The sequence below is a fragment of the Polluticoccus soli genome (assembly GCF_029269745.1).
GTDB classification, from domain to species: Bacteria; Bacteroidota; Bacteroidia; order Chitinophagales; family Chitinophagaceae; genus Polluticoccus; species Polluticoccus soli.
In genome coordinates this window covers 315,165-338,121 of record NZ_JARJHT010000003.1, presented here as the reverse complement: position 1 = coordinate 338,121, position 22,957 = coordinate 315,165, and the positions used below count along the sequence as shown (strand labels likewise).

Annotated in this window: 29 protein-coding genes; 8 read left to right on the top strand and 21 right to left on the bottom strand. The window is 48.5% G+C overall.

What is annotated here, in order from left to right; all coding sequences use genetic code 11:
* The first annotated feature begins 217 nt into the window (after nucleotides 1–217).
* Nucleotides 218–604, top strand: coding sequence for an iron chaperone (locus P2W83_RS17805; RefSeq protein WP_276135128.1), 387 nt, complete (start codon nucleotides 218–220; stop codon nucleotides 602–604).
* On the opposite strand, the gene P2W83_RS17800 is transcribed toward P2W83_RS17805, so the two are convergent.
* From P2W83_RS17800 to P2W83_RS17775, 6 genes are all read right to left on the bottom strand, one after another.
* On the bottom strand, nucleotides 605–931 hold the full coding sequence (locus P2W83_RS17800) for a hypothetical protein (protein ID WP_276135127.1): 327 nt from the start codon (nucleotides 929–931) through the stop codon (nucleotides 605–607). It abuts the gene before it with no gap.
* 64 nt (nucleotides 932–995) lie between these two features.
* On the bottom strand, nucleotides 996–1,145 hold the full coding sequence (locus P2W83_RS17795) for a hypothetical protein (protein ID WP_276135126.1): 150 nt from the start codon (nucleotides 1,143–1,145) through the stop codon (nucleotides 996–998).
* A 56-nt stretch (nucleotides 1,146–1,201) separates the two neighbouring features.
* The gene (locus P2W83_RS17790) at nucleotides 1,202–1,507 is read right to left on the bottom strand and encodes a phosphoribosylpyrophosphate synthetase (protein WP_276135125.1); all 306 of its coding nucleotides are present in this window, start codon (nucleotides 1,505–1,507) and stop codon (nucleotides 1,202–1,204) included.
* A 31-nt stretch (nucleotides 1,508–1,538) separates the two neighbouring features.
* Nucleotides 1,539–1,961 (bottom strand): response regulator, encoded by a 423-nt coding sequence (locus P2W83_RS17785; RefSeq protein WP_276135124.1) that lies wholly within the window; start codon nucleotides 1,959–1,961, stop codon nucleotides 1,539–1,541.
* 59 nt (nucleotides 1,962–2,020) lie between these two features.
* Nucleotides 2,021–2,587, bottom strand: a complete 567-nt coding sequence (locus P2W83_RS17780; RefSeq protein ID WP_276135123.1) for an NADPH-dependent FMN reductase — start codon at nucleotides 2,585–2,587, stop codon at nucleotides 2,021–2,023.
* Between the two features lie 36 nt (nucleotides 2,588–2,623).
* The gene (locus P2W83_RS17775) at nucleotides 2,624–3,004 is read right to left on the bottom strand and encodes a DoxX family protein (protein WP_276135122.1); all 381 of its coding nucleotides are present in this window, start codon (nucleotides 3,002–3,004) and stop codon (nucleotides 2,624–2,626) included.
* A 100-nt stretch (nucleotides 3,005–3,104) separates the two neighbouring features.
* Here P2W83_RS17775 and P2W83_RS17770 point away from each other — a divergent pair, with 100 nt between their 5' ends.
* Complete coding sequence (locus P2W83_RS17770; RefSeq protein WP_276135121.1) at nucleotides 3,105–3,482, top strand: winged helix-turn-helix transcriptional regulator; 378 nt, start codon at nucleotides 3,105–3,107, stop codon at nucleotides 3,480–3,482.
* A 113-nt stretch (nucleotides 3,483–3,595) separates the two neighbouring features.
* The gene (locus tag P2W83_RS17765) at nucleotides 3,596–4,285 is read left to right on the top strand and encodes a hypothetical protein (RefSeq protein ID WP_276135120.1); all 690 of its coding nucleotides are present in this window, start codon (nucleotides 3,596–3,598) and stop codon (nucleotides 4,283–4,285) included.
* Nucleotides 4,286–4,516: 231 nt separating this feature from the next.
* Here the strand turns inward: P2W83_RS17765 and P2W83_RS17760 are convergent, their stop codons facing one another.
* Together P2W83_RS17760 and P2W83_RS17755 are read right to left on the bottom strand one after the other, a co-directional pair.
* Complete coding sequence (locus P2W83_RS17760; protein ID WP_276135119.1) at nucleotides 4,517–4,783, bottom strand: hypothetical protein; 267 nt, start codon at nucleotides 4,781–4,783, stop codon at nucleotides 4,517–4,519.
* A gap of 208 nt (nucleotides 4,784–4,991) precedes the next feature.
* On the bottom strand, nucleotides 4,992–5,249 hold the full coding sequence (locus P2W83_RS17755) for a hypothetical protein (protein ID WP_276135118.1): 258 nt from the start codon (nucleotides 5,247–5,249) through the stop codon (nucleotides 4,992–4,994).
* A gap of 174 nt (nucleotides 5,250–5,423) precedes the next feature.
* On the opposite strand from P2W83_RS17755, the gene P2W83_RS17750 reads away from it, so the two are divergent.
* Entirely contained in the window at nucleotides 5,424–5,675 is a 252-nt protein-coding gene (locus tag P2W83_RS17750) for a hypothetical protein (protein WP_276135117.1), read from the top strand.
* Here P2W83_RS17750 and P2W83_RS17745 read toward each other — a convergent pair.
* From P2W83_RS17745 to P2W83_RS17690, 12 genes are all read right to left on the bottom strand, one after another.
* Nucleotides 5,672–5,950 carry a PepSY-like domain-containing protein gene (locus P2W83_RS17745; protein ID WP_276135116.1) on the bottom strand — a complete coding sequence of 93 codons (279 nt, stop codon included), beginning with the start codon at nucleotides 5,948–5,950 and terminating at the stop codon, nucleotides 5,672–5,674. The two genes, P2W83_RS17750 and P2W83_RS17745, sit on opposite strands and share 4 nt — an antisense overlap.
* A 110-nt stretch (nucleotides 5,951–6,060) precedes the next feature.
* On the bottom strand, nucleotides 6,061–6,345 hold the full coding sequence (locus tag P2W83_RS17740; protein ID WP_276135115.1) for a hypothetical protein: 285 nt from the start codon (nucleotides 6,343–6,345) through the stop codon (nucleotides 6,061–6,063).
* 134 nt (nucleotides 6,346–6,479) lie between these two features.
* Nucleotides 6,480–6,752: a hypothetical protein gene (locus tag P2W83_RS17735; protein WP_276135114.1), complete on the bottom strand. Its 273-nt coding sequence runs from the start codon at nucleotides 6,750–6,752 to the stop codon at nucleotides 6,480–6,482.
* Between the two features lie 104 nt (nucleotides 6,753–6,856).
* Nucleotides 6,857–7,843, bottom strand: coding sequence for an outer membrane beta-barrel protein (locus P2W83_RS17730; RefSeq protein ID WP_276135113.1), 987 nt, complete (start codon nucleotides 7,841–7,843; stop codon nucleotides 6,857–6,859).
* 17 nt (nucleotides 7,844–7,860) lie between these two features.
* The gene (locus tag P2W83_RS17725) at nucleotides 7,861–14,328 is read right to left on the bottom strand and encodes a PKD-like domain-containing protein (protein WP_276135112.1); all 6,468 of its coding nucleotides are present in this window, start codon (nucleotides 14,326–14,328) and stop codon (nucleotides 7,861–7,863) included.
* Between the two features lie 274 nt (nucleotides 14,329–14,602).
* Nucleotides 14,603–14,875, bottom strand: coding sequence for a hypothetical protein (locus tag P2W83_RS17720; RefSeq protein WP_276135111.1), 273 nt, complete (start codon nucleotides 14,873–14,875; stop codon nucleotides 14,603–14,605).
* Between the two features lie 39 nt (nucleotides 14,876–14,914).
* On the bottom strand, nucleotides 14,915–15,184 hold the full coding sequence (locus tag P2W83_RS17715; protein WP_276135110.1) for a hypothetical protein: 270 nt from the start codon (nucleotides 15,182–15,184) through the stop codon (nucleotides 14,915–14,917).
* 13 nt (nucleotides 15,185–15,197) lie between these two features.
* Nucleotides 15,198–15,956, bottom strand: a complete 759-nt coding sequence (locus P2W83_RS17710) for a hypothetical protein (RefSeq protein ID WP_276135109.1) — start codon at nucleotides 15,954–15,956, stop codon at nucleotides 15,198–15,200.
* Nucleotides 15,957–15,963: 7 nt separating this feature from the next.
* Nucleotides 15,964–16,773, bottom strand: coding sequence for a hypothetical protein (locus P2W83_RS17705; protein ID WP_276135108.1), 810 nt, complete (start codon nucleotides 16,771–16,773; stop codon nucleotides 15,964–15,966).
* Between the two features lie 186 nt (nucleotides 16,774–16,959).
* Nucleotides 16,960–17,529, bottom strand: coding sequence for a hypothetical protein (locus P2W83_RS17700; protein WP_276135107.1), 570 nt, complete (start codon nucleotides 17,527–17,529; stop codon nucleotides 16,960–16,962).
* Nucleotides 17,530–17,562: 33 nt separating this feature from the next.
* The gene (locus tag P2W83_RS17695; protein WP_276135106.1) at nucleotides 17,563–18,087 is read right to left on the bottom strand and encodes a hypothetical protein; all 525 of its coding nucleotides are present in this window, start codon (nucleotides 18,085–18,087) and stop codon (nucleotides 17,563–17,565) included.
* A 92-nt stretch (nucleotides 18,088–18,179) separates the two neighbouring features.
* A complete protein-coding gene (locus P2W83_RS17690) occupies nucleotides 18,180–18,725 on the bottom strand; it encodes a hypothetical protein (protein WP_276135105.1) in 546 nt (181 codons plus the stop codon).
* 132 nt (nucleotides 18,726–18,857) lie between these two features.
* Between P2W83_RS17690 and P2W83_RS17685 the strand changes: the two genes are divergently transcribed.
* The 4 genes from P2W83_RS17685 (at nucleotide 18,858) to P2W83_RS17670 (ending at nucleotide 21,744) form a co-directional block, all read left to right on the top strand.
* A complete protein-coding gene (locus P2W83_RS17685) occupies nucleotides 18,858–20,063 on the top strand; it encodes a hypothetical protein (RefSeq protein ID WP_276135104.1) in 1,206 nt (401 codons plus the stop codon).
* A 6-nt stretch (nucleotides 20,064–20,069) separates the two neighbouring features.
* Nucleotides 20,070–20,282: a hypothetical protein gene (locus P2W83_RS17680; RefSeq protein WP_276135103.1), complete on the top strand. Its 213-nt coding sequence runs from the start codon at nucleotides 20,070–20,072 to the stop codon at nucleotides 20,280–20,282.
* A 581-nt stretch (nucleotides 20,283–20,863) separates the two neighbouring features.
* Entirely contained in the window at nucleotides 20,864–21,388 is a 525-nt protein-coding gene (locus P2W83_RS17675; RefSeq protein ID WP_276135102.1) for a DUF922 domain-containing protein, read from the top strand.
* 182 nt (nucleotides 21,389–21,570) lie between these two features.
* A complete protein-coding gene (locus P2W83_RS17670) occupies nucleotides 21,571–21,744 on the top strand; it encodes a hypothetical protein (RefSeq protein WP_276135101.1) in 174 nt (57 codons plus the stop codon).
* A 95-nt stretch (nucleotides 21,745–21,839) separates the two neighbouring features.
* Here the strand turns inward: P2W83_RS17670 and P2W83_RS17665 are convergent, their stop codons facing one another.
* Entirely contained in the window at nucleotides 21,840–22,532 is a 693-nt protein-coding gene (locus P2W83_RS17665; protein WP_276135100.1) for a calcium-binding EGF-like domain-containing protein, read from the bottom strand.
* Nucleotides 22,533–22,957: the final 425 nt, after the last annotated feature.

Genomic DNA, 22,957 nt, shown 5'->3' with positions numbered 1-22,957 from the left:
AAAGGCAGGAAGAGTCCTGCCCGATCTGTCAATTTACAACCTATTCTTTTCGTGTTTCACGACCCAATCGCTGGTTCGTGTTTATTGTAGGTAAATGAAGCAATACAAAGCTACGGTGGATGATAAACCGTAACAAGAGTCATTTGTAACAAAATGCCCCCTACATTTGACGGGGGTAGCAATTGAAAGATTAAGTAGTTTTAATGAAATCTTCGCAATGGAAACATCCCTGAAATTCAAAACTGTAGACGAATATATGCGCACAGTACCCGAACAGGCGCTGGAGCGTGCAGAGGAGATACGCAGCATTATCAAAGCCGCGGTACCACAGGCCGAGGAGGTGATCAGCTACAATATGCCGGCGTATAAGCTGAATAGTGTGCTGGTGTATTTTGCAGCCTACAAAGGGCACATCGGTTTTTATCCGACCGCCAGCCCCATGGTGGTGTTCAAAGACGAACTCACCAAATACAAAACATCAAAGGGCGCCATCCAGTTCCCGCTGGATAAACCGATACCCAAAACACTGGTGAAGAACATTGTGAAATACCGGATAGACCAGGATAAAGAAAAAGCAGCACTGAAAAAGGCGAAGAAGAAATAGTTACCTGGTCATCAGCCATAGATTACCCAACAGTGTCACCGCAAAGCAGACTATCATACCGAACAAGATGATATCTACCAGCTTGCGCCAGTTGACCTCGCCGTATCTCTTCAGATCGTAGAGGACATTGATGAGCAGCAGGATGCACAAGGCCATAAAGCTGTAGAAAGTAAATGCCGCCTGCCTCATCAGGAAGTTGGCGCCCCATTGCTCATGCAGCTGTTTCAGCTCATCGGGTTTTAGCAGCGTATACCAGCTGTAAGAGCCCATAACACCGGCAATGATCACTATCCCTGCATAATTCCATCCGCCTACACGCTTGAGCATAAATGGAAAGTTTAGTTCCGTATGGTGGATGACGTAAAACTAATGCCAGTAAGCGGGCATTTTGTTACCTGGCAGCTGCCGGCTGTCCCGTCAGTTGCAGTTCTTCCTGGGGTTGTAGGCTGCGCACGTAAAAATAGCTGCCTATCAGCAGCGCCAGTACCAGGATGTATGCTATGATCTCGCGACGGTTCACCATGCAGTAATAACGCTGCAAGTTAGTTTTACCCCTATTCGCGCGCTAGCGTAGAAATACGGAAATTAACTGCCGGTTTATTCCGGGTGCATGCGTAGTTTGCTGATCATGTCATCGGTCAGGCTTTCGGAATAGATGCCGTAACCATCTACCAGTATGCCCATCACGCCGTCTTTGGAGGTGATGCCGTACACAATGCTGTTGTCATCGGGGTTGGAGATGCCCTCGAAGCGGTAAAATTCTTCTACCGTAAAATGTTCGGGGTGCAGTTGCAGATCGAGCTGCGCGCAGCTAATGCAATTCGGTTCCAGGTTAAAATCTTCTTTGTAACCGCGTTTCCTCATGTCATTGACTGCTTCGCTCAGAGTATCGTAGGCGTACATAGGGGGTATGTTTGTAATAAAGGTACGTACATTAATCAGTTGGGCGGATACAGCTGGCCCAATATCCGCATATCCTTCTCAGGTCGTTGCACATTTCCTGGTAGGCGAAGTGTTTCTCAAAAAAGCCCTGCACGGCAAGCTCATAGGCTTTCTCTACCTCTTCAGGTCGGGCTGTAGTGCTGTAGAAGATAAAAGGGATGCTTTTTTTACGCAGTATATCGTTGCTGTTGATGTTGTCGCGCAGGGTGAGGCCATCCATTACGGGCATGTTCATGTCGCACAATATCAGGAAGGGTTTTTCTGTGGCACTCAGCAGGTGGTCCATTGCTTCCAGTCCATTCTTGAAGAACAGGATCTTATTGTCCATCCCAATTTCACGAAACGCGGTCTCCAGCATTTCCTGTTCTTCCAGGTCATCGTCTATCAGTAGTATGGGGCCACTGGTATTATTCATGAAGGCATAGTTTACCTATGCCTTCATAAATATTGTTCCCTCTTTAAGTGATAATACCGCTATTTGTTTCTCATTGGTTTCAAGGCTTCTGCCCAGCGTGCCAATTCGGTCAGCATCGCGTTTGCCGACTTGTCCAGTACATCATTGCTCATAAAGTTCTCCTCGTCGGTTATATGCTTGCTGAAGAACGGTATGTTCACTGCTTCTACCAGAGGGATCATCTTCTGCGCTGTCACTACCTGTATCAGCTGCTGTACCGATCGCGTACCGCCCGACAGTCCGCCATAGCTTACAAAACCTACGGGCTTGTAATGCCATTCTTTATACAGATGGTCGAGCGCATTTTTGAGTGGGGCGGGGTAGCCGTGGTTGTACTCCGGCGTCACTATGATGAAGGCATCAGCATGGTCTATGGTCTTGCTCCACTGTTTTGTATGCTCCTGTGTGTACATCTGCATGCGCGGGTGGTGGGGCTCGTCCATCATGGGCAGGTTGATGACGGCAAGGTCTAATACCTCTACATCAAAACCTCCGTGTTGTTTTACTGTTTCGTTTACCCATTCGGCTATTACCGGCCCCTGCCTGCCGGGGCGTGTGCTGGCTACAATTATCTTCAGGTTCAGCATAAACTTCTTCTTACTGTTTGTCGTTTGATGAAATAACTATGCCCTTGCAACCGACGGTTTTTGCAGGAAGGATAGGAACAACTCCCTGTCGCGGACGAAGGTGCCGATCCATACCAGGCCCATAGGCAGCAGCGCGTTAAACGGCAGGCCATACGACAGCTCGGTAGCCAGCGCACCTGCAAAGTAGCACGACAGCAGTATGAAGCCCAGCCTCATGGTGCGCGGGTAGAGGAAGAGTACGCTGAAGCTAAGCTCCATGATGCCCAGCATAGGCATGTGTTTGGCGATGCCCATTTTCTCGAAGCCGGCCAGCATATCGGCAGGTGGGTTGAATTTCATAAATCCACTCATGATGACCATAGCCGCAGGTATAATGGCTGCGATGGTGTTGACGATCTTTCTTGTCCTTGTTTGCATTGTTTGTTCTGTTTTGTTTGTTGATGCAAATTTCGGTACCTTTACTTACTAAAAGTAACTAGTTACCCGTTGGTAACTGGTTACCTTCGGGTAACTGACTATGGCAAAGACAATAAAAATGCCCGCGCATATATCGCGCGAAGAATGCATGCGATCGCTGGCGGCGATGGATGATGCCTTGTTTGTGATACACGGCAAATGGAAGCTGCGCATCATCGTAGCGCTGAAAGGCGGGGCCAAGCGTTTTGGCGATCTGCAGCGGGCTATAAAAGGTATATCGGCCAAGGTGCTATCGGCAGAACTAAAAGACCTGGAGCTGAATGGCTTTGTGGTGAGGCACGTGTACGACAGCACACCCGTAAGCGTAGAGTACGAGGCTACTGAATATTCAAACACGCTGAATGATGTGATACGTGCACTGGCAGACTGGGGCGCTATGCACCAGCAGAAGATACGCGGCAAGCTGAAGCAAAAATAAGCGCCGGCGATATATTGTATGGCGTACCTGCTTTATGGCTTTGCAATTTGCATACCCACATACAACTATGTTACAGAATACTAATATTGTACTATTACACGCATTAAAAATCTATGAAAACGCGGACTTTGTTTACGGGATTTCTTTTAGGAGTTCTTGGACTCTTCAGTTGCGGAGATAATAAAACCACAACTCAAACTACACTAAACGCTACAACAGAAATGCAAACAATTGATTTAAATAACCTGTTATATACTACGCCGACTATTAACGATGCACTTCCCGATTTTGTAGAAAAAACCGACACTTGTGCTTTTTTTCACGAAGATGAATGGAGACAAGTTGAATTTATTTCAAAAAATCAAAGAGAGTTAATAGACAAAGAGGTTGAGAAAATTAAAGACATTGTAGAAAACCAATCTGTGAAAGGAGAAAGTCAGGTCGGATATAAAAGCGTCGCCGTCAGAGATTTAATAACCCAACCTCTTTCTGTTGAATTTTCTAAACTTACATCCTATTTAACAACAAAGCCAATAATGTTGCACGGACTTGGGTTTGATAATAATCCGGGGCAGGTGAAGGGTGGTTTCTACTTCAATTTGAATGGAGTAAATTACTACGGAGTTCTTGATAACAATCAGGTAAAAGTCCTCGGCATTTATTCTGCTGAAAGTGAGCAGGATTTGAAAACAGCAACCGGCAAACTTTCCGAACTTTTGGCGGAGGAAAAACTTTACCTGGTTGACTGGCGAGCCATGCGTGTTTTTGACGAAACGAATATCAAAACTGAGCTGGTAAAATAAAATCCCAGATCTTCACACAAACGCGAGCGTTTCAGCGGATCTTTTGTGTCAAATGCAATTGGTCAGTCGCTGCCATGCATTAACGCGCGTAAAGCTGCATACGTTATTGCCGTAATGCGAGTTGCTCAAATGCACTTTTGCTAATTCCAATTATTGGCTGACAGACTGAAGCAAAAATAAGCGCCGGCCGGCTGTGGGCGGCCGACGCTATTATTTCAATTGCTCTGATCTTTAGTAGGGTAATTTATGCTTGGCCATATCGAAGGCGCCAAAGCATTCTTCTTTCAGAATGTCGCCTATCGGCAGAATAAGCAGCGGCCCCCTGCTCGATTCTATTTTCTTCCGGTCAACGATGTATTCTATCACGTTCACACCGTTGTACACTTCTACCCAGCCGATGTGCTGGTCTTTGTCACCCGCAAGAAAAAGTTTGCTTCTTGTGTCTGGTACCGGCACGTATGAGTGCGGCGGCAGTTGCGGTAGTTCCATCTCCATCATCTCTCCCAATAAATTTTTAAGTGAATACCCTGAAGTTATTGATTCTACTGCATTTGGAGCGCAAGCGGCTTATAATTATTTTATCATTAAACGTAAGATTTTCAGCTCGCTAAGGGTCATATATATGCTAAAATTCCCTTAACGTTTTGCACACAGGTTTTACTACCTGCTGCATGCAGGATGGTGGTGCTGCCTGGCGCTTTTTGCCTTAGTACGGCAGCTTGTGTTTGCTCACATCGAAGGCGCCAAAGTACTCGTCCTTTTTCAGGCTGTCGCCGAGGGATAGTATTAATAGCGCTCCCCGGCTGGACTCAATAGTGTTTCTGTCCACGATGTACTCAACGACGTTCACGCCATTGTATACTTCTACCCAGCCTATGTGCTGGTCTTTGTCGCCTGCTAAAAAAAGCTTGCATCTTGTATCGGGTTTTGGCACGTAATAATCCTGCCCTTGCTCACTAGTCATCGCTCACGTTTTTTTTGTGTCCACACGCTGAAATTATCGATCCCACCTGGATTGGAGCACAGCAGCAGGGCATTTTAAGTTATCGTTAAGCATAACCGGGCCGCCTTGCTGCTGGGCCATATATCAAAACATTTCTTAACTTTAGTAAACCTCTTTTTTAAATACACCACGTCCATGAAAGCCAGATTCACTCATCTCCTCACCAAACCGCGCGCACGCTTATGGATAGCCGGCGCAGGCGGCGCCTTTGCCGGTATTGTATTCACCTTGCTAGCCGATGCGCCCTGGTGGACCGCACCTGTTACTGCAACGGGTAGCACACTTGCGCAATGGGTAGAACAACGGTGGACGAGCCACCGGATGCGCCTGTTGCTAAAAGCCCGCAGACGCGCCCGTATGGCAGCCCAGCTTAAAGGACAGGCTTAATGCTCTTTTATCAGGTTGCCTGATTCGTCGTACTCTACCGTCATCTTATGATCTTCGTTCTTGAAGGTCGCTTCGTACTCGAACATGCCATCGTGGTTTTCTTTTTCCCAGCGCACATCCATCGCGTTAGGATAGCTGGCGGAGAAAGTAGACATCACGTTGGCAGGCACATCTGCTGCAGCTATATCTTTCTTGTGGGTAGTGCTGGCGCTTTCGCCGCAACCCGCTACCAACAATGAAGATACCAATGCAGAGAAGATCAGAAAGTTTTTCATAAACTCCGTGTTTTAAGTTGAACCAAGAGTAATAAAAAGGATGCCTTCGGAAGGCTGGGTTTGGCTGGTAATCATCAGCTTAGCAATTGCACCAGCTCCCGAAACACACGCTAGTCTTCCACTACCACGCCCTGGCGTTCCCGGTATTCGGCATGTTTCTGTTTGCCATCCTGCATAAAGGCTGCCTTGTACTCTGTTGCGCCAGAGTTGGTGCCTTTTCCCCATGTTACATCAACCGCATCAGGGTATTTGGCATTAAAGGCCGATAGCACAGCCACAGGCACATCTGCCGATGTTATGGGCTCCCTGTCGGCCATGGCATTGCTGCTACCGCTACAGGCAGATACAAACAGCGAAAATGCAAGGGCGGCAATACTTAGTAGGTTCTTGCTCATAAGTTTGTTGTTTGAGACAACTAACCGGGCATAAAAAAGATGCCCCCGCAAGGCTGAGCTTGAGTGTATAACGAAGAATGCGCCTGCTGGGAAAGCAGGCGCATCCGTGTTTGTATCTCTCTTAAATGATAGTACTAGTCTTCTTCTACCACGCCACCGCTTTCTTCATACTCGGCGTGTTTGGTTTTGCCGTCGTGTTTGAACTCTACTTCGTATTCTATCTTGCCGTTCTCATTCTCTTTCTCCCATTTGGCATCCGCAGCGCCGGGATACTTATTGCTAAATGCAGTCATCACTGCAGGCGGAACATTGGCGGCGTCTATTTTTTCTTCTTTTTCGTTGCCACCGCAAGAGGCCAGTGCTAAGGAAACAGTTAGTGCGCAGAGGCCGAGGAAGTTTTTATTCATGATTTTTGATTTTATGCAAAGCAGCAAAAAAATGATGCCTTCAGCGTCGGGAAATAAAAAAAGGGTGCCGCAAGAGCACCCTTTTTGTGGTTATGTTCACCTGTTTAGAAACACAGGCTAAGGCCTACTGTCAAACCGGTGTTGTACTGGCGCCTGCGCGATGCATTGTCCAGCAATGAATTGTATTCATTCAGCTTGTCGGTCATGCGACTGATTCGGCTATCTTCTTTCCTGAATTTCTGGAACATGTAATAGCCACCAACGTTGATCGAAAAAGCTTCTGTGAGCTTGTAGCTGAAAGAAGGCTGCAGCAATACGCCAATAGTGGTATTGTTGCGATGTTCCACTTTGCCCGACTTTCCTGCCGCTTCGCCAAGACCAACATTATAGCCCTGGTCCTGCAGCTTTTGGAAGTAATCGTTCACGTTGCCATCGCTCCGGTGTTCGTTGTAGTTCTGTACGGTCATCAGCCAGTCTTTTGGATCCGGTACCGGGCTGTTGTCGTACACTGCAACATTACCGGTGTTGTCAAACTTATAGATAGCCTCGTAGTTGTAAGCCGCAGTGCCGGTGTAGCTGGTTTCCATGCGTACGTTGTACACGAGGCCGGCATCTACATTGAAGCCAAATTTGTCACAGATCGGGGTTCTGTATTTAACCACAAGGGGGATGCTCATGTTGGTTACTTCCAGTTCTTCGCGAATAGGCGCAGTACTGGTGATCACCTGGCGGAAAACATCGCCTTTGAAATCTGTAGACTGGTATTCGAAGTGCGTAGCATCGATGCTCACTGCGCCTTCACTTTTCAGGTATACCAGGCCGGTACCTACACCCCATTTTTTGTCGGTGCTGAAGAAATAACCCAACTGCGCATCAAAGCCGAACGCCTTCCCTTTTTCGGTGTTGGTGGGCGTACGGTCATAGTTTACCACGTTGGGGTATATAGAGACAGCAGGCGCTATGGTCATGCGCTCTTTCATCTGCCCGTATTTGAAATTGATGCCGGCGTAGTAACGGCCGGTTGGTTCTAACTGCTGTGCGTGGCTGGTTGCGGCGGCACACATTAACAGCATTGCGAGTGTTCTTTTCATAGTTATTGTGTGTTTCATTACTGTTTAACAAATTTAGCTACTGCGATCTTCGCACCATCTACCGTGCAGATCACTGAATACATACCCTGCGCCAGTGCGCTCACGTTTGCCTGTGCTCTTCCCGCTGTGGCAGGTACGGTTTGCAGCAGTTTTCCTGTTACATCGTACACGCTGAAGCTTATCTCTGCGCCGTGCATTGCACTCAGTTCAAAGTTTACTGTCTCTGTAGCCGGGTTTGGATAAACCCTCATCTCGGTCCTGGTAGCCACTGGTCTTTCTACACTGGTTGGTGCATTGTAATAGGTCTTTTGCGCACAACCGTTTTTCATGGTCATCACCCAGTAGTACTTATTAGTGAAGTCCGGGCTCAGGTTCAGGTAATCCTGGTTCGTTTCTTTTGGCACAACGGTCGAATCCAGGGTTCCTTTGTCGTCGTACCCCCAAATATACACATCCATGTCGTTTTGCAAGCATACGAAACGACCATTGTAGTACATCACCTCAGGCTGTTGCGCTTTGCTACTGCCCGTTTGTACCGCTACAGTGGTGCTGGTATCGCAACCAGTAGCTGACAATGTGGTAGTTAGTGTCACCGTGCTGATGCCCGACGCTGGGAAGTTCACCAGTGCATTTTGGTGACCGTCGCCCTGGCTCCATATAGTCGCGTTATCGGCGGTCCATGTGTAGAAAGTACCTGCAGGTGCCGCAGTAGCCGCACCAAAGTTTTGGTACATAGTGTTAGCACAAACTAGTTCGGGCGCTTTAACAGCTATAACCGGTTCGTGCGGACGGTTGTGCATTGTCAGCGTTACTTTTTCGGTGTTGCTGCAACCATTTGCCATAGCGGTGTACACATAAAGAATGGTGGTTGTACCGTTGTTGCGGTTCGTCAGCGTTTCACTGATAGCGCCGTTGCCGTTACCATTAGCAGGAGTGATGCCTGCTTCGTTTGTCCTGTTCCACGAGAAGATGGTACCTGTGGTCAGGCTGGTTGGTGTGTAGTTGAATTCTTCGTCGCTGCACAGTGTAGCAGTCAACGGGCTATTGAGGCGTGGAGTTGGATTCACTACCAGGTTCACGTTTTCTGAATGGCTGCAACCATTAGCCGTTTGTGTGTACACATATTGTGTGGTCACGGGGTTCACGGTAATGTTGTGCAGTGTTTCAGCAGGATTGCTGGTACCGTTGGCAGCTGCATTGCTGATGCCCGGAGTAGCGGTCCTGCTCCACGTAAAAGTGGTGCCGGTAGTTGCAGATGCCGGTGTGTAATTAAATGCATTGTTGTCGCAAATAGCAGCAGGTGTCAGTGTGCTGGTAAGCATCGGTGTTGGATTTACGGTGATCGTGAAATCTTTCACAACACCGACGCAACCGTTGGCTGTTGGCGTTACACTTATAGTAGCGGTATCCGGCGCAGTGCCACTGTTCACCGCTGTGAAAGGACCGATGTTCCAAACGCCGTTGGCGCCAATGCCAATAGAAGTGTTGTTGTTGACCCATGCAAAGCTAGATCCTGCTACCGGGCTGGTGAAGACGATATCGTTGGTCACTGAGCCATTACATACAGCCTGGCTGATAATGTTGCTTACAGTAGGCGTAGGATTAACAGTGATGTCGAATGAACGTGAAGTGCCCGCACAACCGTTCGCCAATGGTGTTACATCGATGGTTGCCGTTACAGGCGCGCTGGTAGCGTTGGTAGCTACGAAGCCAGGGATATAGTTTGCGCCGATTGCGGCAAGACCGATAGAAGGTGTATTGTTGGTCCAGCTGAAAATAGTAGGCGATACTGCACCGATAAAGCCGACACCTGTAGTAACATCATCATTACACAATGTCTGGCTTGCAACAGCATCTACAGTTGGTGTTGGGTTCACTGTATACGTGAAGCTGGCCGGCGTGCCTGCGCAGCCGTTGGCTGTCGGTATTACGTTGATGGTACCGGCAACAGGTGAAGTTCCTGCGTTGATAGCCTGGAAGGCAGCAATGTTGCCCGCGCCCGTAGCTGCCAGACCGATGGTGTTATTGGTGTTGGTCCAGCTGTAGGTAGTACCACTTACACCGCTGGTGAAGTTTACTGCAGTTGTCGTGGCATTGTTACAAACAGGCTGATTAGATACTGTGTTGACAGTAGCTGTTGGATTTACCGTGATATTGAAATTGCCTGCGATACCTGTGCAACCATTGGCGGCGGGGGTAACGGTGATGGTAGCTGTTACAGGCGAGTTGCTGGTGTTGGTAGCTGTGAATGACGCTATGCTGCCAGAGCCGCTGGCCGCCAGGCCAATGAACGTGAGGTTATTGGTCCAGCTGTAAGTAGTGCCGGCAACGGTACCGCTAAAGCTGGCATCGGTAATAGTGTTGTTGCACACTGTTTGATTAGATACTGTATTTACAGTTGGCGTAGGTTTTACTGTTACGCTGTAGCTTTTAGAAGATCCTAAACAACCATTGGCTGCAGGCACTACGGTGATCATCGCGGTAACAGCTGTAGCGTTACTATTGGTAGCTGTAAAAGCAGCAATGTTGCCCAGGCCGGAACCTGCAAGCCCGATAGACGTGTGTGAGTTGACCCAGCTATAAGTGGTACCACTTACCGCCCCGCTGAAGTTTACAGCAGTAGTCGAGGCATTGTTACACAGTGTCTGGTTAGAAATTGTATTTACTGTCGGCGTTGGATTAACCGTGATCGTAAACGTTTTAGCCGTACCGGAACAACCATTCTTAGTAGGAGTTACCGTGATGGTTGCACTTACAGGAGTAGTGCCGCTGTTAGTAGCAGTGAACGAAGCGATGTCGCCCGTGCCACTTGCTGCAAGGCCTATTGAAGTATTAGTATTGGTCCAGTTGTAAGTAGTGCTGCTTACTGCGCCGCTGAATGCTACAGCGGTAGTTGTACCATTGTTACATACTGACTGGTTAGAAACGGTATTTACAGTCGGCGTTGGGTTAGCTGTTATCGTAAACGTCTTAGCCGTACCGGGACAGCCGTTCTTAGTAGGTGTTACCGTGATGGTGGCCACAGCAGCGGTAGTACCGCTGTTAGTAGCTGTAAAAGACACGATGTCGCCCGTTCCGCTTGCTGCCAGGCCGATAGAAGCATTGTCGTTTGTCCAGTTGTAAGTAGTGCTGCTTACTGCGCCGCTAAAAGCCACAGCAGTAGTCGAACCGTTGTTACAAAGCGTTTGATTAGAGACTGTGTTTACGGTAGGTGTGGGATTAGCTGTGATCGTGAACGTTTTAGCCGCGCCGGTACAACCGCTCTTGGTTGGTGTTACCGTTATGGTAGCCACAGCAGCAGTAGTGCCACTGTTAGTAGCCGTAAATGACGCGATGTCACCCGTACCGCTTGCTCCCAGGCCGATAGATGTATTGTCGTTGGTCCAGTTGTAAGTAGCGCCCGGTACATAACCTGTAAAGCTTACAGCTGTAGATGTACCGTTGTGGCACAGTGCCTGGTCAGGTATAGAGCTTGTGTTGGTAATAGGTTGCGGGTTTACTGTGAAGCTAAAGCTGCCAGCCGTACCGGTGCAACCGCTCTTGGTTGGTGTTACTGTAATAGTAGCAGTTACCGGGCTGCTTGCTGTATTGGTAATGGTAAATGCATTGATATTACCAGTGCCCACAGGCGCCAGGCTGATAAAGTTGTTGCTGTTGGTCCAGTTGTAGGTAGTGCCGCTCACTGCACCGCTGAAGTTAACAGCAGTAGTAGTAGCCATGTGGCACAGTGTCTGGTTAGATACTGCGTTTACAGTAGGCGTCGGGTTAACTATGATCTTAAATGATCTACTCAAGCCAGAACATCCATTGCCGTAAAGCGGTGTTACCGCCATAAAACCTGTAACCGGCGTGGTGCCTGTGTTGGTTGCTGTAAATGAAGGTATATTGCCTGTGCCGTTGGCAGCCAGGCCGATAGCGGGAGATGCTGCCCAGAAATAGGTAGCGGCTCCCAGTGGGTTGCTGAATGTTATAGCAGTAGTAGCGCTGTTGTTGCACACTGTCTGGTCAGAAACAGGGTCTGCGGCAGGTGCCGGCCTTACAGTTACATTGATGGTAGTTGTGGCCGTGGCTGTGCCGTCTGATACTTGAACGGTGAACACGTCGCTGCCTGAATACCCGGCATCAGGTGTATATGTCAGCCCGGTAGGCGTAATGGTAGATCCCGTAGACGTAGTGGTGTAGGTTGCATTTGCAGTACCATGTGCAGGAGCAGAAACCACACTCCATGTCAGCGTTTGACCAGCGTCTGCATCATCTACCCTCATCTGCGAATTCATGATATAATTGGGTAGATCCTGGCAGGCGAGAAGTGTTTGTGTGGCACCGCCTGTAAATGATGGTGCGCTGTTGGTTACGGTAACGCTAAAGGGCACTAAAGTGCTTTGACATGTTCCGTCGCTTACGCGGATGTTACCGTTATAGGTAGCAGCAGCTACAGGCGTAGGTAATGTAAGCGTTATAGGAGATGAAGGCAGGGACGTAGCGCTTACGTTTGCAAAGCCTGCGCCCAGCGCAGTAGCATCGTAAGTTATAGTATAAGTAGTAGGCGAGCCTGTTGTTGCAGTATAAGGAAGATTGGCTGTGGTTCCTCCATTTATAGTAGGGCTTGTGCCGAGTGTAATGGTTGGCACAGGATTTACGGTTACGTTCACACTGCCGGTCATAGTTGCCGTGCAATTCGTGGTATTATTAGTAGCTACAACCGTATAGTTACCCGCCGCAGTTTTTGGGCCGAAGTTGATACCAAGACCGGTGGAGCCGGCAACAGGGCTGCCAACATCCAGGCCGTCTACTTTCAGTTGGTAGCTAACGTCGGTAGTAGAGTTAGACAAACCTACAACAACACCAGAACCACCGGCGCAATAGGCGCCTCCGCCAATCACGTTGAAAGCTGTTGGTGAGTTATTGACTGTAACGTTTACTGTTATGGTATCCGTAGCCAGACCGTCGTTTACTACTACAGTAAATGCATCTGGACCAGTATAGCCTGGTGTGGGTGTATACTCGATAAAGGCTGGCGTAAGAATGCCTCCGTTTGTCGCGGTGCCGTAAATTGAGGCGCCTAAACCACCATGGGCGGGCAGAGATGGGAATGAAAAATATAGCGACTGCGCGGTATTCAGGTCATTCACCGCTAGTTGGCTGCCGATGCTTGTAGGACCGGCATCTTTACATACCGCCAAAGTTGTAGTAGCGCCGCTGATAAACGATGGGATCGAGTTGGCGACGATGTTAATGGTAAAATTCTGGTCGGCGCTCTCGCAGCTGCCATTCGCCACGCGCATGGTACCGGTATAGCTGCCCACAGGTGCGGCTGCCGGAATTGCTATGTTGAGAGATGTAGACGTGAGCGAAGTGCCGTAAGGGACATTTGTGAAACCCGCGGCTAGCCCGGCTGCCGACCATGTAATAGAATACGCGGTTGGACTACCAGTAGTAGCTGAATAAAAGAGCTGTGCGTTGGTGTTGCCTTGTATGACAGTTGGATCTGCACCCAGTGTAATAGTAGGCGATGGATTGGCGGTTATAGTCGCACTGCTGGTCATGCTGGCCGAGCAAGTGGTTGTCGCATCGGTGGCTACAACGGTGTAAACACCAGCTGTTTTGAGGCCAAAGTTGATGAAGTTACCGGTAGAACCTGCCACTGCAGAACCTGTATTAACGCCATCTAACTTCAGTTGGTAATTGACGCCGGTTTGAGAGTTGGACAGAAACACCGCTAGTCCCGAACCGCTGGAGCAATAGGAGCCGCTTCCAGATACCGTGTATGCTATTGGCGCAGGAGGATTACTTAAAACAACATTTCCTGAAAAAGTAATGGGATCAGAAGGACCGTCGAAACAATAGAAGTTTGAATAGGTTCCTGCCGTCAGATTGCTGTTGATGCCGGGGTTGCTCACGATGGTCAGCACACCGCTGGCATCGGTCGATATAAACTGCGGAGAGCCTGAGGCATCGCCGGTAAAGTGCACGCTATAACTGGTGTTGGGGCTAAGTCCGGGGAACTTCATGCTACCCACGCCGCCACAAGTAGTAGGATCGATGCCGTATATAGGCGAGAACGGTCGTAACTCTTTGAAGTTAGGGGCCGATGCTCCGGTTACACTACTGAACCTGAGCTGAGTAGTTGTGACAGGGGTGAAACTAACGGAATCGGCCGTTGTGTTGGAAGCGGTAACATGGGTGATATTGACCCACGAAGAACCATTCCAGTAGTCTACGTTGCAGCCGGTCATCGGCACGCTGCCATAGTGGAAAGCAACCTTGCTTATTACTACTCTATTACTCCAGGTGAACGTTACCTGTCCTCCATTGGTTGTCATACTGCCTGCCGTAGTATAGTCGCCGTCAGTAAGTAACGAGCCCGCCAGGATATTGCCTGAGAAGTTTGCACCCGGGCAATAGGTCTGTGCATTTGCCGGCGGGGCAAACATCGATAGTGAGGCAATGAATGTTGCCAGCAAGAGTTTGTAAAGGGATCTCATTTTCGTCTTGGTATTTGTGTTATTAAGGAGTTTAAATATGTGGGTGCGTAATAATATTACGCAAATTCGGTGCGCGAAATTGGCAATTTGCCCGTGAAAAGCCTAAGTGATAACATCCGTTAACGAGCTGATAACAAAACGGTTAGTGCCACCATTTGGAGGTAGAAGAAGTCTTATGGGAAGTCCTTGGGTGGCCTGTAGGTTGGGTAGGAAAAACAAAACCGGCAGGCGTACTGCCTGCCGGTTTTCGTCAATTATAGAAGTAGTTTTTAGGTCACTGTTTGTTGCAGCTGTACATATAGAGCTTGCGCGTCTTAATGCCCTGGTCTTCGGTTTCCTTTTGGTAGGTGCGTTCGTTCTGCACGATGTTTATCTCACGCTCACTCTTGTGGCAAACTTCCTCGGTCTGTGCCTGGGTCGTCAGTACCGTGTCGTTCTTGTTCGAAATGAGAAGCGTGGTCGTTCTCAGCTCACAGTTCCAGCAGTATTTTTTCTCGCAGGCTGTCAATAGCAGCGTAGCGGTTATGAGTAAGAGAACGTTCCGCATGGGTTGAATATTGTCTGATCCCTCTCTTATCAGCTAATATTACTTCTTACAGGTCATTTTGAATTTCTTATAGATGCTTTGGCCCGCGTCCTGGGTCACCGTTTCAGAGCTGTTCTTTTCTTCCTCGTTTTTTATCTGTTTTTCAGTGCGGTTGCAAAGCAGGTCTGATTTGGAATCGTAGATGCGTGTAGTATCGTGGTTTGACGTGACCACCATCGTGGTGATATCGGTTTCGCACTGCCAGCAATATTCTTTCTTACACGCTGCCAGCGAAACAGTTACCAGTACTATCAACAAAACATTTCTCATAATTGGTTGTAAGTTATTGCTCTTCTTTCGTTTCTGGTTCTTCTTCAGGTGTTTCGGCCTTAGGTATGTCGATAGGTTTATGGCGTCCGGTGTGGAGCCTGTAGTTGATGGACAGCACCACAGGATAATACATGAACGAGGTATTGCGGCCTACATGGTCTATCTGGCCCTTTGCATTTTCGGTCAAAACAAACATGCCAGCTTGTGGCCTGTAGCGTGCTGCTACTTCTGCCTGTAGGTACCAGCTGCTACCAAGGCAGTAGCCATAGCCAGCCTGCGCACCCATAAACGGACCGGGAGAAAATCCGCTGGAACCCGCATGGAAACCACTGTCTGGCTTGTCGGAACGGTAGGCAGTGATGGGGTCGCCTAGCGCCTGGTAGTCGCCAAAGTGCAGCCCGGCATAAGCGAACGAACGTTTCATCGCGTAGCGATAATTGGCAAACACGTATCCTGATGTTGCGCGGCTGTTAGCCTCGTAGCGATTGCTGTAGATGGCATCGCCGCTTTTGAACCTCAGTGGCGACTCGTAACTAAAGTTGCGCTCCACGCGGTCGAAACCAATGCCTATCTGCAACCATGGCTTTATCTCAACAGATGCAGTAGCGCCGGCCAGCCAGCCTGTACCGCCTTCTACATTCTTAAAATAGTCGTCGGGGATGCCCGAAGGAGCGTTGTTGAACAGCGCACCGCCGCGTGCGCCAAACCAGAATGCCTGGCCTCGGGAAATGACGGGAGCTAATATGATCAGTATGATGGGTAGCAGTCGCATAGTGAACTTATTTTAACGGGATAGTCTGGGTTTTTACTAACTCGATATACGGTGGCTCGAACATCCACTTGCCCTTTCCGTCAGGTATCATGTGCATCATGTACAGCGTGTCGGTAGATGTTGTGGACCTGGGTGCCTGCGGATGCAGGTCGTTGGTCAGTACCCAGCCGTTGGCATTTATTAGCAGCCTGGAGCTGTCTGATACATAAAAGTTAGTTTGCATCACATCGCCTTTAGTTGGCGGGAATGCCGGGTCTGTACGCATCGTATCGATATACAGGCCCATCAGGTCCATGTACACTGAGTGGTGTTTCCTGCCTTTCAACGTATCCCATACCGAAACGCCATTAGCATTGTAGGCGCCAACCGATTTCCAGTGAGTGGCCTTGCCATCGATGCCAACGCAATACAGTCGCGCGGGACTGGCTTTGCCATTCAGTATCACTGTGCTATCGCTTTGCAGCGGGTAGTAGTTGAATGGTTTGTAGCTCTGCGGCAGGCGCAGCAGGAAGTTGCTATAGGTATAGTCGGCACTGTGCCAGTCCAGTATATAAGGTTTGTCTGTCTGCAGCAGCGAGTCGCCCAATGGCACTGTGGCGCCGGCGGGTACGGTTATCTGCCGCAGTAGCGATAGCTTGGTGAAGTTGATACCGGGCTGGTTGGGCGTGTACAGTATGTTGACATAGGAAGTTTGGTTCAGGTCGTTCCTGAAAAAGCTGGGTGAGCCCTTGGGCACCAGCATTGGGTTGTTGTCATTGTCGCAGGCGCCGAGCATAGCAGCCAGGCAGGCAACAGGAAGAAACAAACGTAGTCGCATAGTTATAGGCAAATGGTTTTATGGTCAACCAACCAACCAGGTGGCACAAACGCTGTGCCGAAACGGTCGTTGTAATATAATACTTTCCCTTGTTAACGGGAAAATGACAGTGCATATTATTTGAGGGGGAAAGCGGACGCTTTGGTTATGATGGGTCTGAGCGGGACGCTCAGACCAGTATTAGGGTTACAACTCGCTAAATGGAATATCGAAGTAGCCAACCATGCGTACGGTATCGGTTTCTTTTGTCAGTTCAATGGCTATGAAGGCAAATTCACCTGCTGCGATCGTGTCGTCCAAACGCAAGAACCGGATCATTGATGCATTGGTATCTACCATGTATTGTTTTGTTGGGGCAGAAATGCTATGTACAGTATATCTTGATTCTGGCGCCAATCTGTAAGCTGTATTCAGTTCCGGTTTATCCACTCTCAGTTCCATCAGGATAGATGTAGATATTGAACCTCCTGGGTGGCGGTCTGTCAATATCATGTAGCCCATGCTGTCCCCGTTGCCCGGCAATATGAATTTACTGCGGCGCAGGATCACGTCCTCATCATCAAATAGTCCCGAGACCACTTCACGATATACTTCGGGATTGAAGGCCTGTTTGTCTAACCTGGCTACCAATATATCGGCACCGCCCTGAGTTCTTGGAGGAATACTTTTGTCTTCAGGAACAGCTCCCCACTCGGTGTTGCCCTGGCACGACGACAATAAACACAGCAATAGAAGGTATAAGGGTGCGCACCTCATACTGCTAATTTACTGTTTTTGAGATTGGGGTTACTACTTGCTAAACGGAATATCGAAATACCCTACCAAACGAACGGTATCGGATTTTGCCATGTCGACGGCTGTAAAGGCGAATTCGCCGGCGGCTACCAGGGTGTCGATGCGGGAGAAGCGTATGGTTGACCGGCTTTGATCGGCAACAAAGGTCTCGCCCCAACCATTGTAATCGGCATATACATTATAGGCCACATTGGGCTTTGGGTTTTGCACATTTACCACGAGTTCAATTTCTGTTTCAAGGTCATACTCGATATCCCGCTGTGCCGATAACAGGATCTTGTGAGAGGAGGGCACATAGGTGGCTTCTACTTCTTCGCCATTGAACAACATTCCGCGTTTCTCGCGAAGTCCTTCGTTTTTTAGGTCCGTTTTCACTATGCATACCATGAAGTCCTTGCCATCGCGGGTCCTGGCGGGGTAGGTGGGGGTAGTTTCGGGGGTGGTAGATTCACCAACATTACAAGATGACAAGAAAACAGGGAGCAATAGCAGCAACACTTGGCGGAGACGGAACCTCATGGCGCTAATTTAGCACTTTTGGTTAAAGTGCTGGTGGTCAAAAGCGGACGCTTTAATAGTCGTAGGTCTGAGTGGGACGCTCAGGCCAGTAGTTATTTAACCAGGAACGGGATATCGAAGTACCCGCTAATGCGCAATGAGTCGCTGGTGTTACTGATCCCGATGAAGCTGAATTCTCCGGAAGCTACCACACTATCGATGCGGGAGAAGCGGAGTATAGCGGTGGTATTATCGGCTATGTAGCTGCCGCGGGGGCCTGCGTAAGTGGCGTATACGCCATAGGCCACGTTGACCTGCGGGTCTTCTATGCGCATGCTAAGGCTAACGTGTGTCTCACGCGAGGGATCGTCTTTGGGCCGCTGCCTCGCTGCGATCTTGATGACGGGAATGTTGCTGGTGTACAGCCTGTCGGCCCATATGTCGTCGCTACTAAACAGGAACTCGCTTTGCTCGCGGTATATTTCAAGGTCCGTGTTGGCGTTGATCATGCATACCATTATGTCTTCGCCCGTGGCTGTCTTGGGCGGTATTCCACTTTCGTCTGGTGTCAACGAGATGTCGCTGTATGGATTTTTGCAAGCGGAAGATAACAAGCACATCCATACTAAGAATACTAGGTGAAGGATCTGGCGGTTCATACTCACAATTTCATATCCCTAATTTACGACAATCCCCCAGCCCCACCTACTGTACAATTCACGACTTTGTCAAAAAAATAATATTACCTAATTGTTAAGTTTCCGTAACTTCAGTTCGGAGGTATCAAAGCCATGAGGTGTACGATAACAATATTGGTGCTTGTGTTTTTGGGGGTGGTGTCGAAAACGGCTGCAGCCCGCGAGCGGATTCAAAACCTGAAGTTCGAGTTTTGTGGCGATACCGTTTCTGTTCCTGTCGATGCCTCCATTATCCGCTCCTTCGACAAGGTGCCTACGCAGGAACGTGTGCAGGCTTTCTATACTGAACTGGCTGCCGGCAACTACCAGCCAACCATATCAGCCATCACTGCCTTTCGCGACAGCCACAAGCTGAACGACTGGATATACTACCAGCTCATTCGCAAAACGGCACAGCAGATCAGTCCGAAGGCAGATAACTACGAGCGCTATACACTGTACAAATGGTTCCTGCTTAGCAAGAGCGGTTATGACGCACGCCTGGGTATTGCCGACAACCGGCTGCTGTTCTATGTGCTCAGCAACGACAACATTTACAACATACCATATTATATGAGCGAGGGCCGCCAGTATGTATGCCTCAACATACACGACTATGTGGCCATCGATATTGAGAAGTATCCTGTAGTACCGGTAACGGTAGATGTTCCTGGAGCCACAACGGCCTTCTCTTACCGTATCACGCAGATGCCCGATTTCACAGCTGCGGAGTACACTACCAAGAACCTTGAGTTCAGTTACAACAACAGGCACTACCATTTCGAGGTGCGCGTGAATTCCGAGGTGAAGACCATGTTCACCAACTACCCTGTGGTAGATTATGAGTCGTACTTCAACATACCGCTCAGTAAGGAGACCTATAGCTCGCTGATACCGCTGCTGAAGGAGCAGGTGAAGAACATGAAGCAGGTGAAGGGTGTAGACTACCTCATGCAGTTCACCCGCAATGCATTTTTGTACGAGGATGACAATAAGGTGTTTGGCAAGGAGAAGCGCATGTCGCCAGAGCAGACCTTGCTGCATGAGTACAGCGACTGCGACGACCGTGCTGCTTTGTTCTACTACCTGGTAAAAGAGGTGTACGACCTGCCGATGATAGCAGTGCTGTATCCTACACACATCACCATTGCTGTTGGTTTCGATAAGCCTACCGGCGAGACCATTGAGTACAACGGCAACACCTACTCTCTTTGCGAACCTACACCGCAGCTGCACAACCAGCGGGTAGGGCATGTGGCTCCTGAGTTCCGCAATGTGGCCTACCAGGTGGCGTTCGAATATATTCCCGGCAAAAAATAGCTGTTCTTGTCTGTCGCAGTGCGTACCTTCGCGGGCGTAATGGATCTGCGTATTCTGTTTGTACTTATTCTTTTCATGGCCATGTTTTTTGGCGGTGGTATCCTGATCATTCGTGGGGCGCTTACCCGTAATTATCGTCAGATCTACATTGGGTTAGGGTTGTTTGCGCTGATGATCGTTTTTCTATTGATAGTTAAGAATATGAAGGGGTTGTATTAGAACTTCTGTCATCATCTGAACCTGGTCTGCACTTCGAATCTTTTCTCGCCCTTACTTTCTTTTTGCTTGTCCAAAAAGAAAGTAACAAAGAAAAAAGACACTTCTTGTCCAATCGCTCCGCAGGACAAGAAGATAGCCACGCGCTGTTTCGCAGTTCGCTATTCAGCTGCATGGCGCTGGTTGTTTCGCTATCGCTCAACAAAGGCGCCATCATTGGCTGAGCTTTCTCTTTTCTCAAAAGGTTGGGTGGTGTTCTGTTAAAGTCAATACATGTGTTTCGTTGTAATGAAAGAAGGGTTGGGTGTTGAAGTGTTAAATAGATATATGGCGTTAGTTGCTATAAGTAGGGTTGGGTAGTGGAGTGTTAAATAGATATATGCTGTTTGTTCTGATAAATGGGGTTGGGTGCTGTGGTGTAAAATCGCCCGGAAAACCGCGCTGGTTTAGGCTTTTGTTCTGTTAAAGCTCTTTCAGTAAGCCCTGCTTTGCGGTAAGGATGAGGTATCTTTGCACTTCAACAATCCATGAGTTTTACTGTGTTTAATATAAAGCGACTACTGTTTTTATTTTGCTTCCTGCCGATGTGTGCTTTTGCCCAAAAAGTGTCTATTAATGGTAAGGAAGGATACCGCCAGCTGAGCTGGGAAGATTTCAAAGGTAAGGTGGATAAAGCTTCGCCGTTCACTGCCGTTACGCACTGGTTCCTTAGCTGGAACGAAGGCAAGCCTGCAAAGGATGCCCATGGCAAGCCTGTGTTGCAGCCTGAGGTGGAGGTGAGTTTTATGGGAGACTCGTGGGTAAACAAGAAACGTGATCTCTCGCCAGAACTGCTGCGCCACGAACAGGGCCATTTTGATATAGCCCTGGTATGTGCTGCTGAGCTTGCCAAACAGGTGAAGGCGGCCAGCTTTACTGCAAAGAACTTCGAGCCGTTGATGAACAAGCTGTTTGATGCAGCGTACGATAAGTGCGCGCGCCTGCAGGAGCAGTACGATGCAGAGACCGGCCATGGCTGTGAAGAGCATGATGCCGACCAGCAACGTTGGAATAGTTTCCTGGCGCAACAGCTGTCAAACAGCCCGGCAGTGGCGCTCAATACGTTGTAGTACTGCTGAGTATTTAGAAATTTATTTGTCATCACATCAGGTGAAGTGTTTGTTTCGTCGGACGAAAGTATGTTTTCGTCCGACGAATTTTTTTCTACAACACAATAACTATAAGTTAACATGAACAAAGTTCTAATATCGCAGAGTTAGCTGTACATTCATAGACACAAAATGCCCCGTTTATGACCAAGTTCCTTTCACAAACATTCGCTAAGCACAGCGTTATTAAGATCGTAGGTCTACTTGCTTACATTACACTTCTCGTACTTGTGGTCATAACCTACGAGCACCCCGGCCCTTTCGATAATGTGCCGGGTATTACCAGCCAACCGCCAGCAATAGACAGACTGTATTAATTTGATGATGGCCCGGTAAACACCGGGCCATCTCTGTTATATGATAGGATCGTACCTACTGTTTGATAAGCTTTCCCGTAGTTTTAGTATGATCGTTACTTCGCCACTTGTCCTGCGCAATTGCTCTTTTGGCCGCCGTTCACATTGGTTTTAAAATTGTAGGTGGCATTATTTCCGTCGATGGTCATGTAGAATAGGTCATTGCCACTAGGAGATAGCGGAACGAGCTTGTTGCCATCAACCTGGGCCATGGCTTGAAAAGAATCGGTAGAGCTTTTATAATCGATCATTACTGCCAGGGGCAGGCTTGTGCCGGTGTTTCCTTTGATCAGTATCGTTATTACCTCGCCGGGATCGTTGCAGTCGGATGTGCCCTTCCACGTACCAAGGAATTTTTCCTTTATCCACACCTCGCAAAACTTGCCTTCGTAGCCGGGGTTGCAGTTGCATTTGCCATTGCGGCAACCACCATTGATACAGTCCATGCTGGCGCAGGCGTCTATCTCGCAATACTGCCCGGAGAAACCTTCGGGGCATTTGCAGGTGCCGTCAACACAGGTGCCGTTGTGCTGGCAGGTAATAACCTTGCAGGCGTCATATTTTTCGCAGAGAGTGCCTTCGTAGCCGGTGGGGCAGACACACTTACCGTCTTTGCAAATACCGCCGTTTTTACAAATGGTCATTCCGCAGCTGATGCCGGAACTCTTGCTGCATGAGGTGTATAACACTGCGCTGAATACCAGGCAGGTAAGTAAGGCGCTCAAGAGGACAGAGGTAAGCTTTTTCATAGGTTGGATATTTTAGGACTTAATAAAGGTACTGCCGCGTGGCTTACCATATTGACATGGTTCTGTCAAGTGCGGGTGGCATTTTGTGAAACTGCGTTTTCATTCAGCGAAACTGCGTTTTGATTCAGGGAATGGATCGTGCCCGGTTTTGTCATACTATTGATAAGGTTTGTATACTTCCTGCGATATTATGTATATACCAGTTTATCAAAACAGCATGTGCTAAGTTGTTGGTTTTCAGTAGTGATTTTTGTTTTTGTATAGAATTGTGTAAAAAAGTCAAACTTTTTGGAGAGGAAAATTTTTTTCAAGGTGCATGGCGGGCATTTATAACTAGTTTTATTATAGCAAAAATACGAAATTTATTGTGGATTGGCAATTTTAATTTCTTTCCCTTTTGTCATGCATGCATGGGCTTTCCATTG

Excerpts from the sequence above, each read along its gene's own strand:
- P2W83_RS17790 (WP_276135125.1), bottom strand. The coding sequence starts at position 1,507 with ATGTACGCCTACGATACTCTGAGCGAAGCAGTCAATGACATGAGGAAA.
- P2W83_RS17805 (WP_276135128.1), top strand. The coding sequence starts at position 218 with ATGGAAACATCCCTGAAATTCAAAACTGTAGACGAATATATGCGCACA.
- P2W83_RS17705 (WP_276135108.1), bottom strand. The coding sequence starts at position 16,773 with ATGCGACTACGTTTGTTTCTTCCTGTTGCCTGCCTGGCTGCTATGCTC.
- P2W83_RS17785 (WP_276135124.1), bottom strand. The coding sequence starts at position 1,961 with ATGAATAATACCAGTGGCCCCATACTACTGATAGACGATGACCTGGAA.
- P2W83_RS17700 (WP_276135107.1), bottom strand. The coding sequence starts at position 17,529 with ATGAGGTGCGCACCCTTATACCTTCTATTGCTGTGTTTATTGTCGTCG.
- P2W83_RS17775 (WP_276135122.1), bottom strand. The coding sequence starts at position 3,004 with ATGCAAACAAGGACAAGAAAGATCGTCAACACCATCGCAGCCATTATA.
- P2W83_RS17725 (WP_276135112.1), bottom strand. The coding sequence starts at position 14,328 with ATGAGATCCCTTTACAAACTCTTGCTGGCAACATTCATTGCCTCACTA.
- P2W83_RS17685 (WP_276135104.1), top strand. The coding sequence starts at position 18,858 with ATGAGGTGTACGATAACAATATTGGTGCTTGTGTTTTTGGGGGTGGTG.
- P2W83_RS17780 (WP_276135123.1), bottom strand. The coding sequence starts at position 2,587 with ATGCTGAACCTGAAGATAATTGTAGCCAGCACACGCCCCGGCAGGCAG.
- P2W83_RS17675 (WP_276135102.1), top strand. The coding sequence starts at position 20,864 with ATGTGTGCTTTTGCCCAAAAAGTGTCTATTAATGGTAAGGAAGGATAC.
- P2W83_RS17760 (WP_276135119.1), bottom strand. The coding sequence starts at position 4,783 with ATGATGGAGATGGAACTACCGCAACTGCCGCCGCACTCATACGTGCCG.
- P2W83_RS17720 (WP_276135111.1), bottom strand. The coding sequence starts at position 14,875 with ATGCGGAACGTTCTCTTACTCATAACCGCTACGCTGCTATTGACAGCC.
- P2W83_RS17800 (WP_276135127.1), bottom strand. The coding sequence starts at position 931 with ATGCTCAAGCGTGTAGGCGGATGGAATTATGCAGGGATAGTGATCATT.
- P2W83_RS17665 (WP_276135100.1), bottom strand. The coding sequence starts at position 22,532 with ATGAAAAAGCTTACCTCTGTCCTCTTGAGCGCCTTACTTACCTGCCTG.
- P2W83_RS17715 (WP_276135110.1), bottom strand. The coding sequence starts at position 15,184 with ATGAGAAATGTTTTGTTGATAGTACTGGTAACTGTTTCGCTGGCAGCG.
- P2W83_RS17755 (WP_276135118.1), bottom strand. The coding sequence starts at position 5,249 with ATGACTAGTGAGCAAGGGCAGGATTATTACGTGCCAAAACCCGATACA.
- P2W83_RS17695 (WP_276135106.1), bottom strand. The coding sequence starts at position 18,087 with ATGAGGTTCCGTCTCCGCCAAGTGTTGCTGCTATTGCTCCCTGTTTTC.
- P2W83_RS17690 (WP_276135105.1), bottom strand. The coding sequence starts at position 18,725 with ATGAACCGCCAGATCCTTCACCTAGTATTCTTAGTATGGATGTGCTTG.
- P2W83_RS17710 (WP_276135109.1), bottom strand. The coding sequence starts at position 15,956 with ATGCGACTGCTACCCATCATACTGATCATATTAGCTCCCGTCATTTCC.
- P2W83_RS17765 (WP_276135120.1), top strand. The coding sequence starts at position 3,596 with ATGAAAACGCGGACTTTGTTTACGGGATTTCTTTTAGGAGTTCTTGGA.
- P2W83_RS17670 (WP_276135101.1), top strand. The coding sequence starts at position 21,571 with ATGACCAAGTTCCTTTCACAAACATTCGCTAAGCACAGCGTTATTAAG.
- P2W83_RS17750 (WP_276135117.1), top strand. The coding sequence starts at position 5,424 with ATGAAAGCCAGATTCACTCATCTCCTCACCAAACCGCGCGCACGCTTA.
- P2W83_RS17770 (WP_276135121.1), top strand. The coding sequence starts at position 3,105 with ATGGCAAAGACAATAAAAATGCCCGCGCATATATCGCGCGAAGAATGC.
- P2W83_RS17740 (WP_276135115.1), bottom strand. The coding sequence starts at position 6,345 with ATGAGCAAGAACCTACTAAGTATTGCCGCCCTTGCATTTTCGCTGTTT.
- P2W83_RS17730 (WP_276135113.1), bottom strand. The coding sequence starts at position 7,843 with ATGAAAAGAACACTCGCAATGCTGTTAATGTGTGCCGCCGCAACCAGC.
- P2W83_RS17745 (WP_276135116.1), bottom strand. The coding sequence starts at position 5,950 with ATGAAAAACTTTCTGATCTTCTCTGCATTGGTATCTTCATTGTTGGTA.
- P2W83_RS17735 (WP_276135114.1), bottom strand. The coding sequence starts at position 6,752 with ATGAATAAAAACTTCCTCGGCCTCTGCGCACTAACTGTTTCCTTAGCA.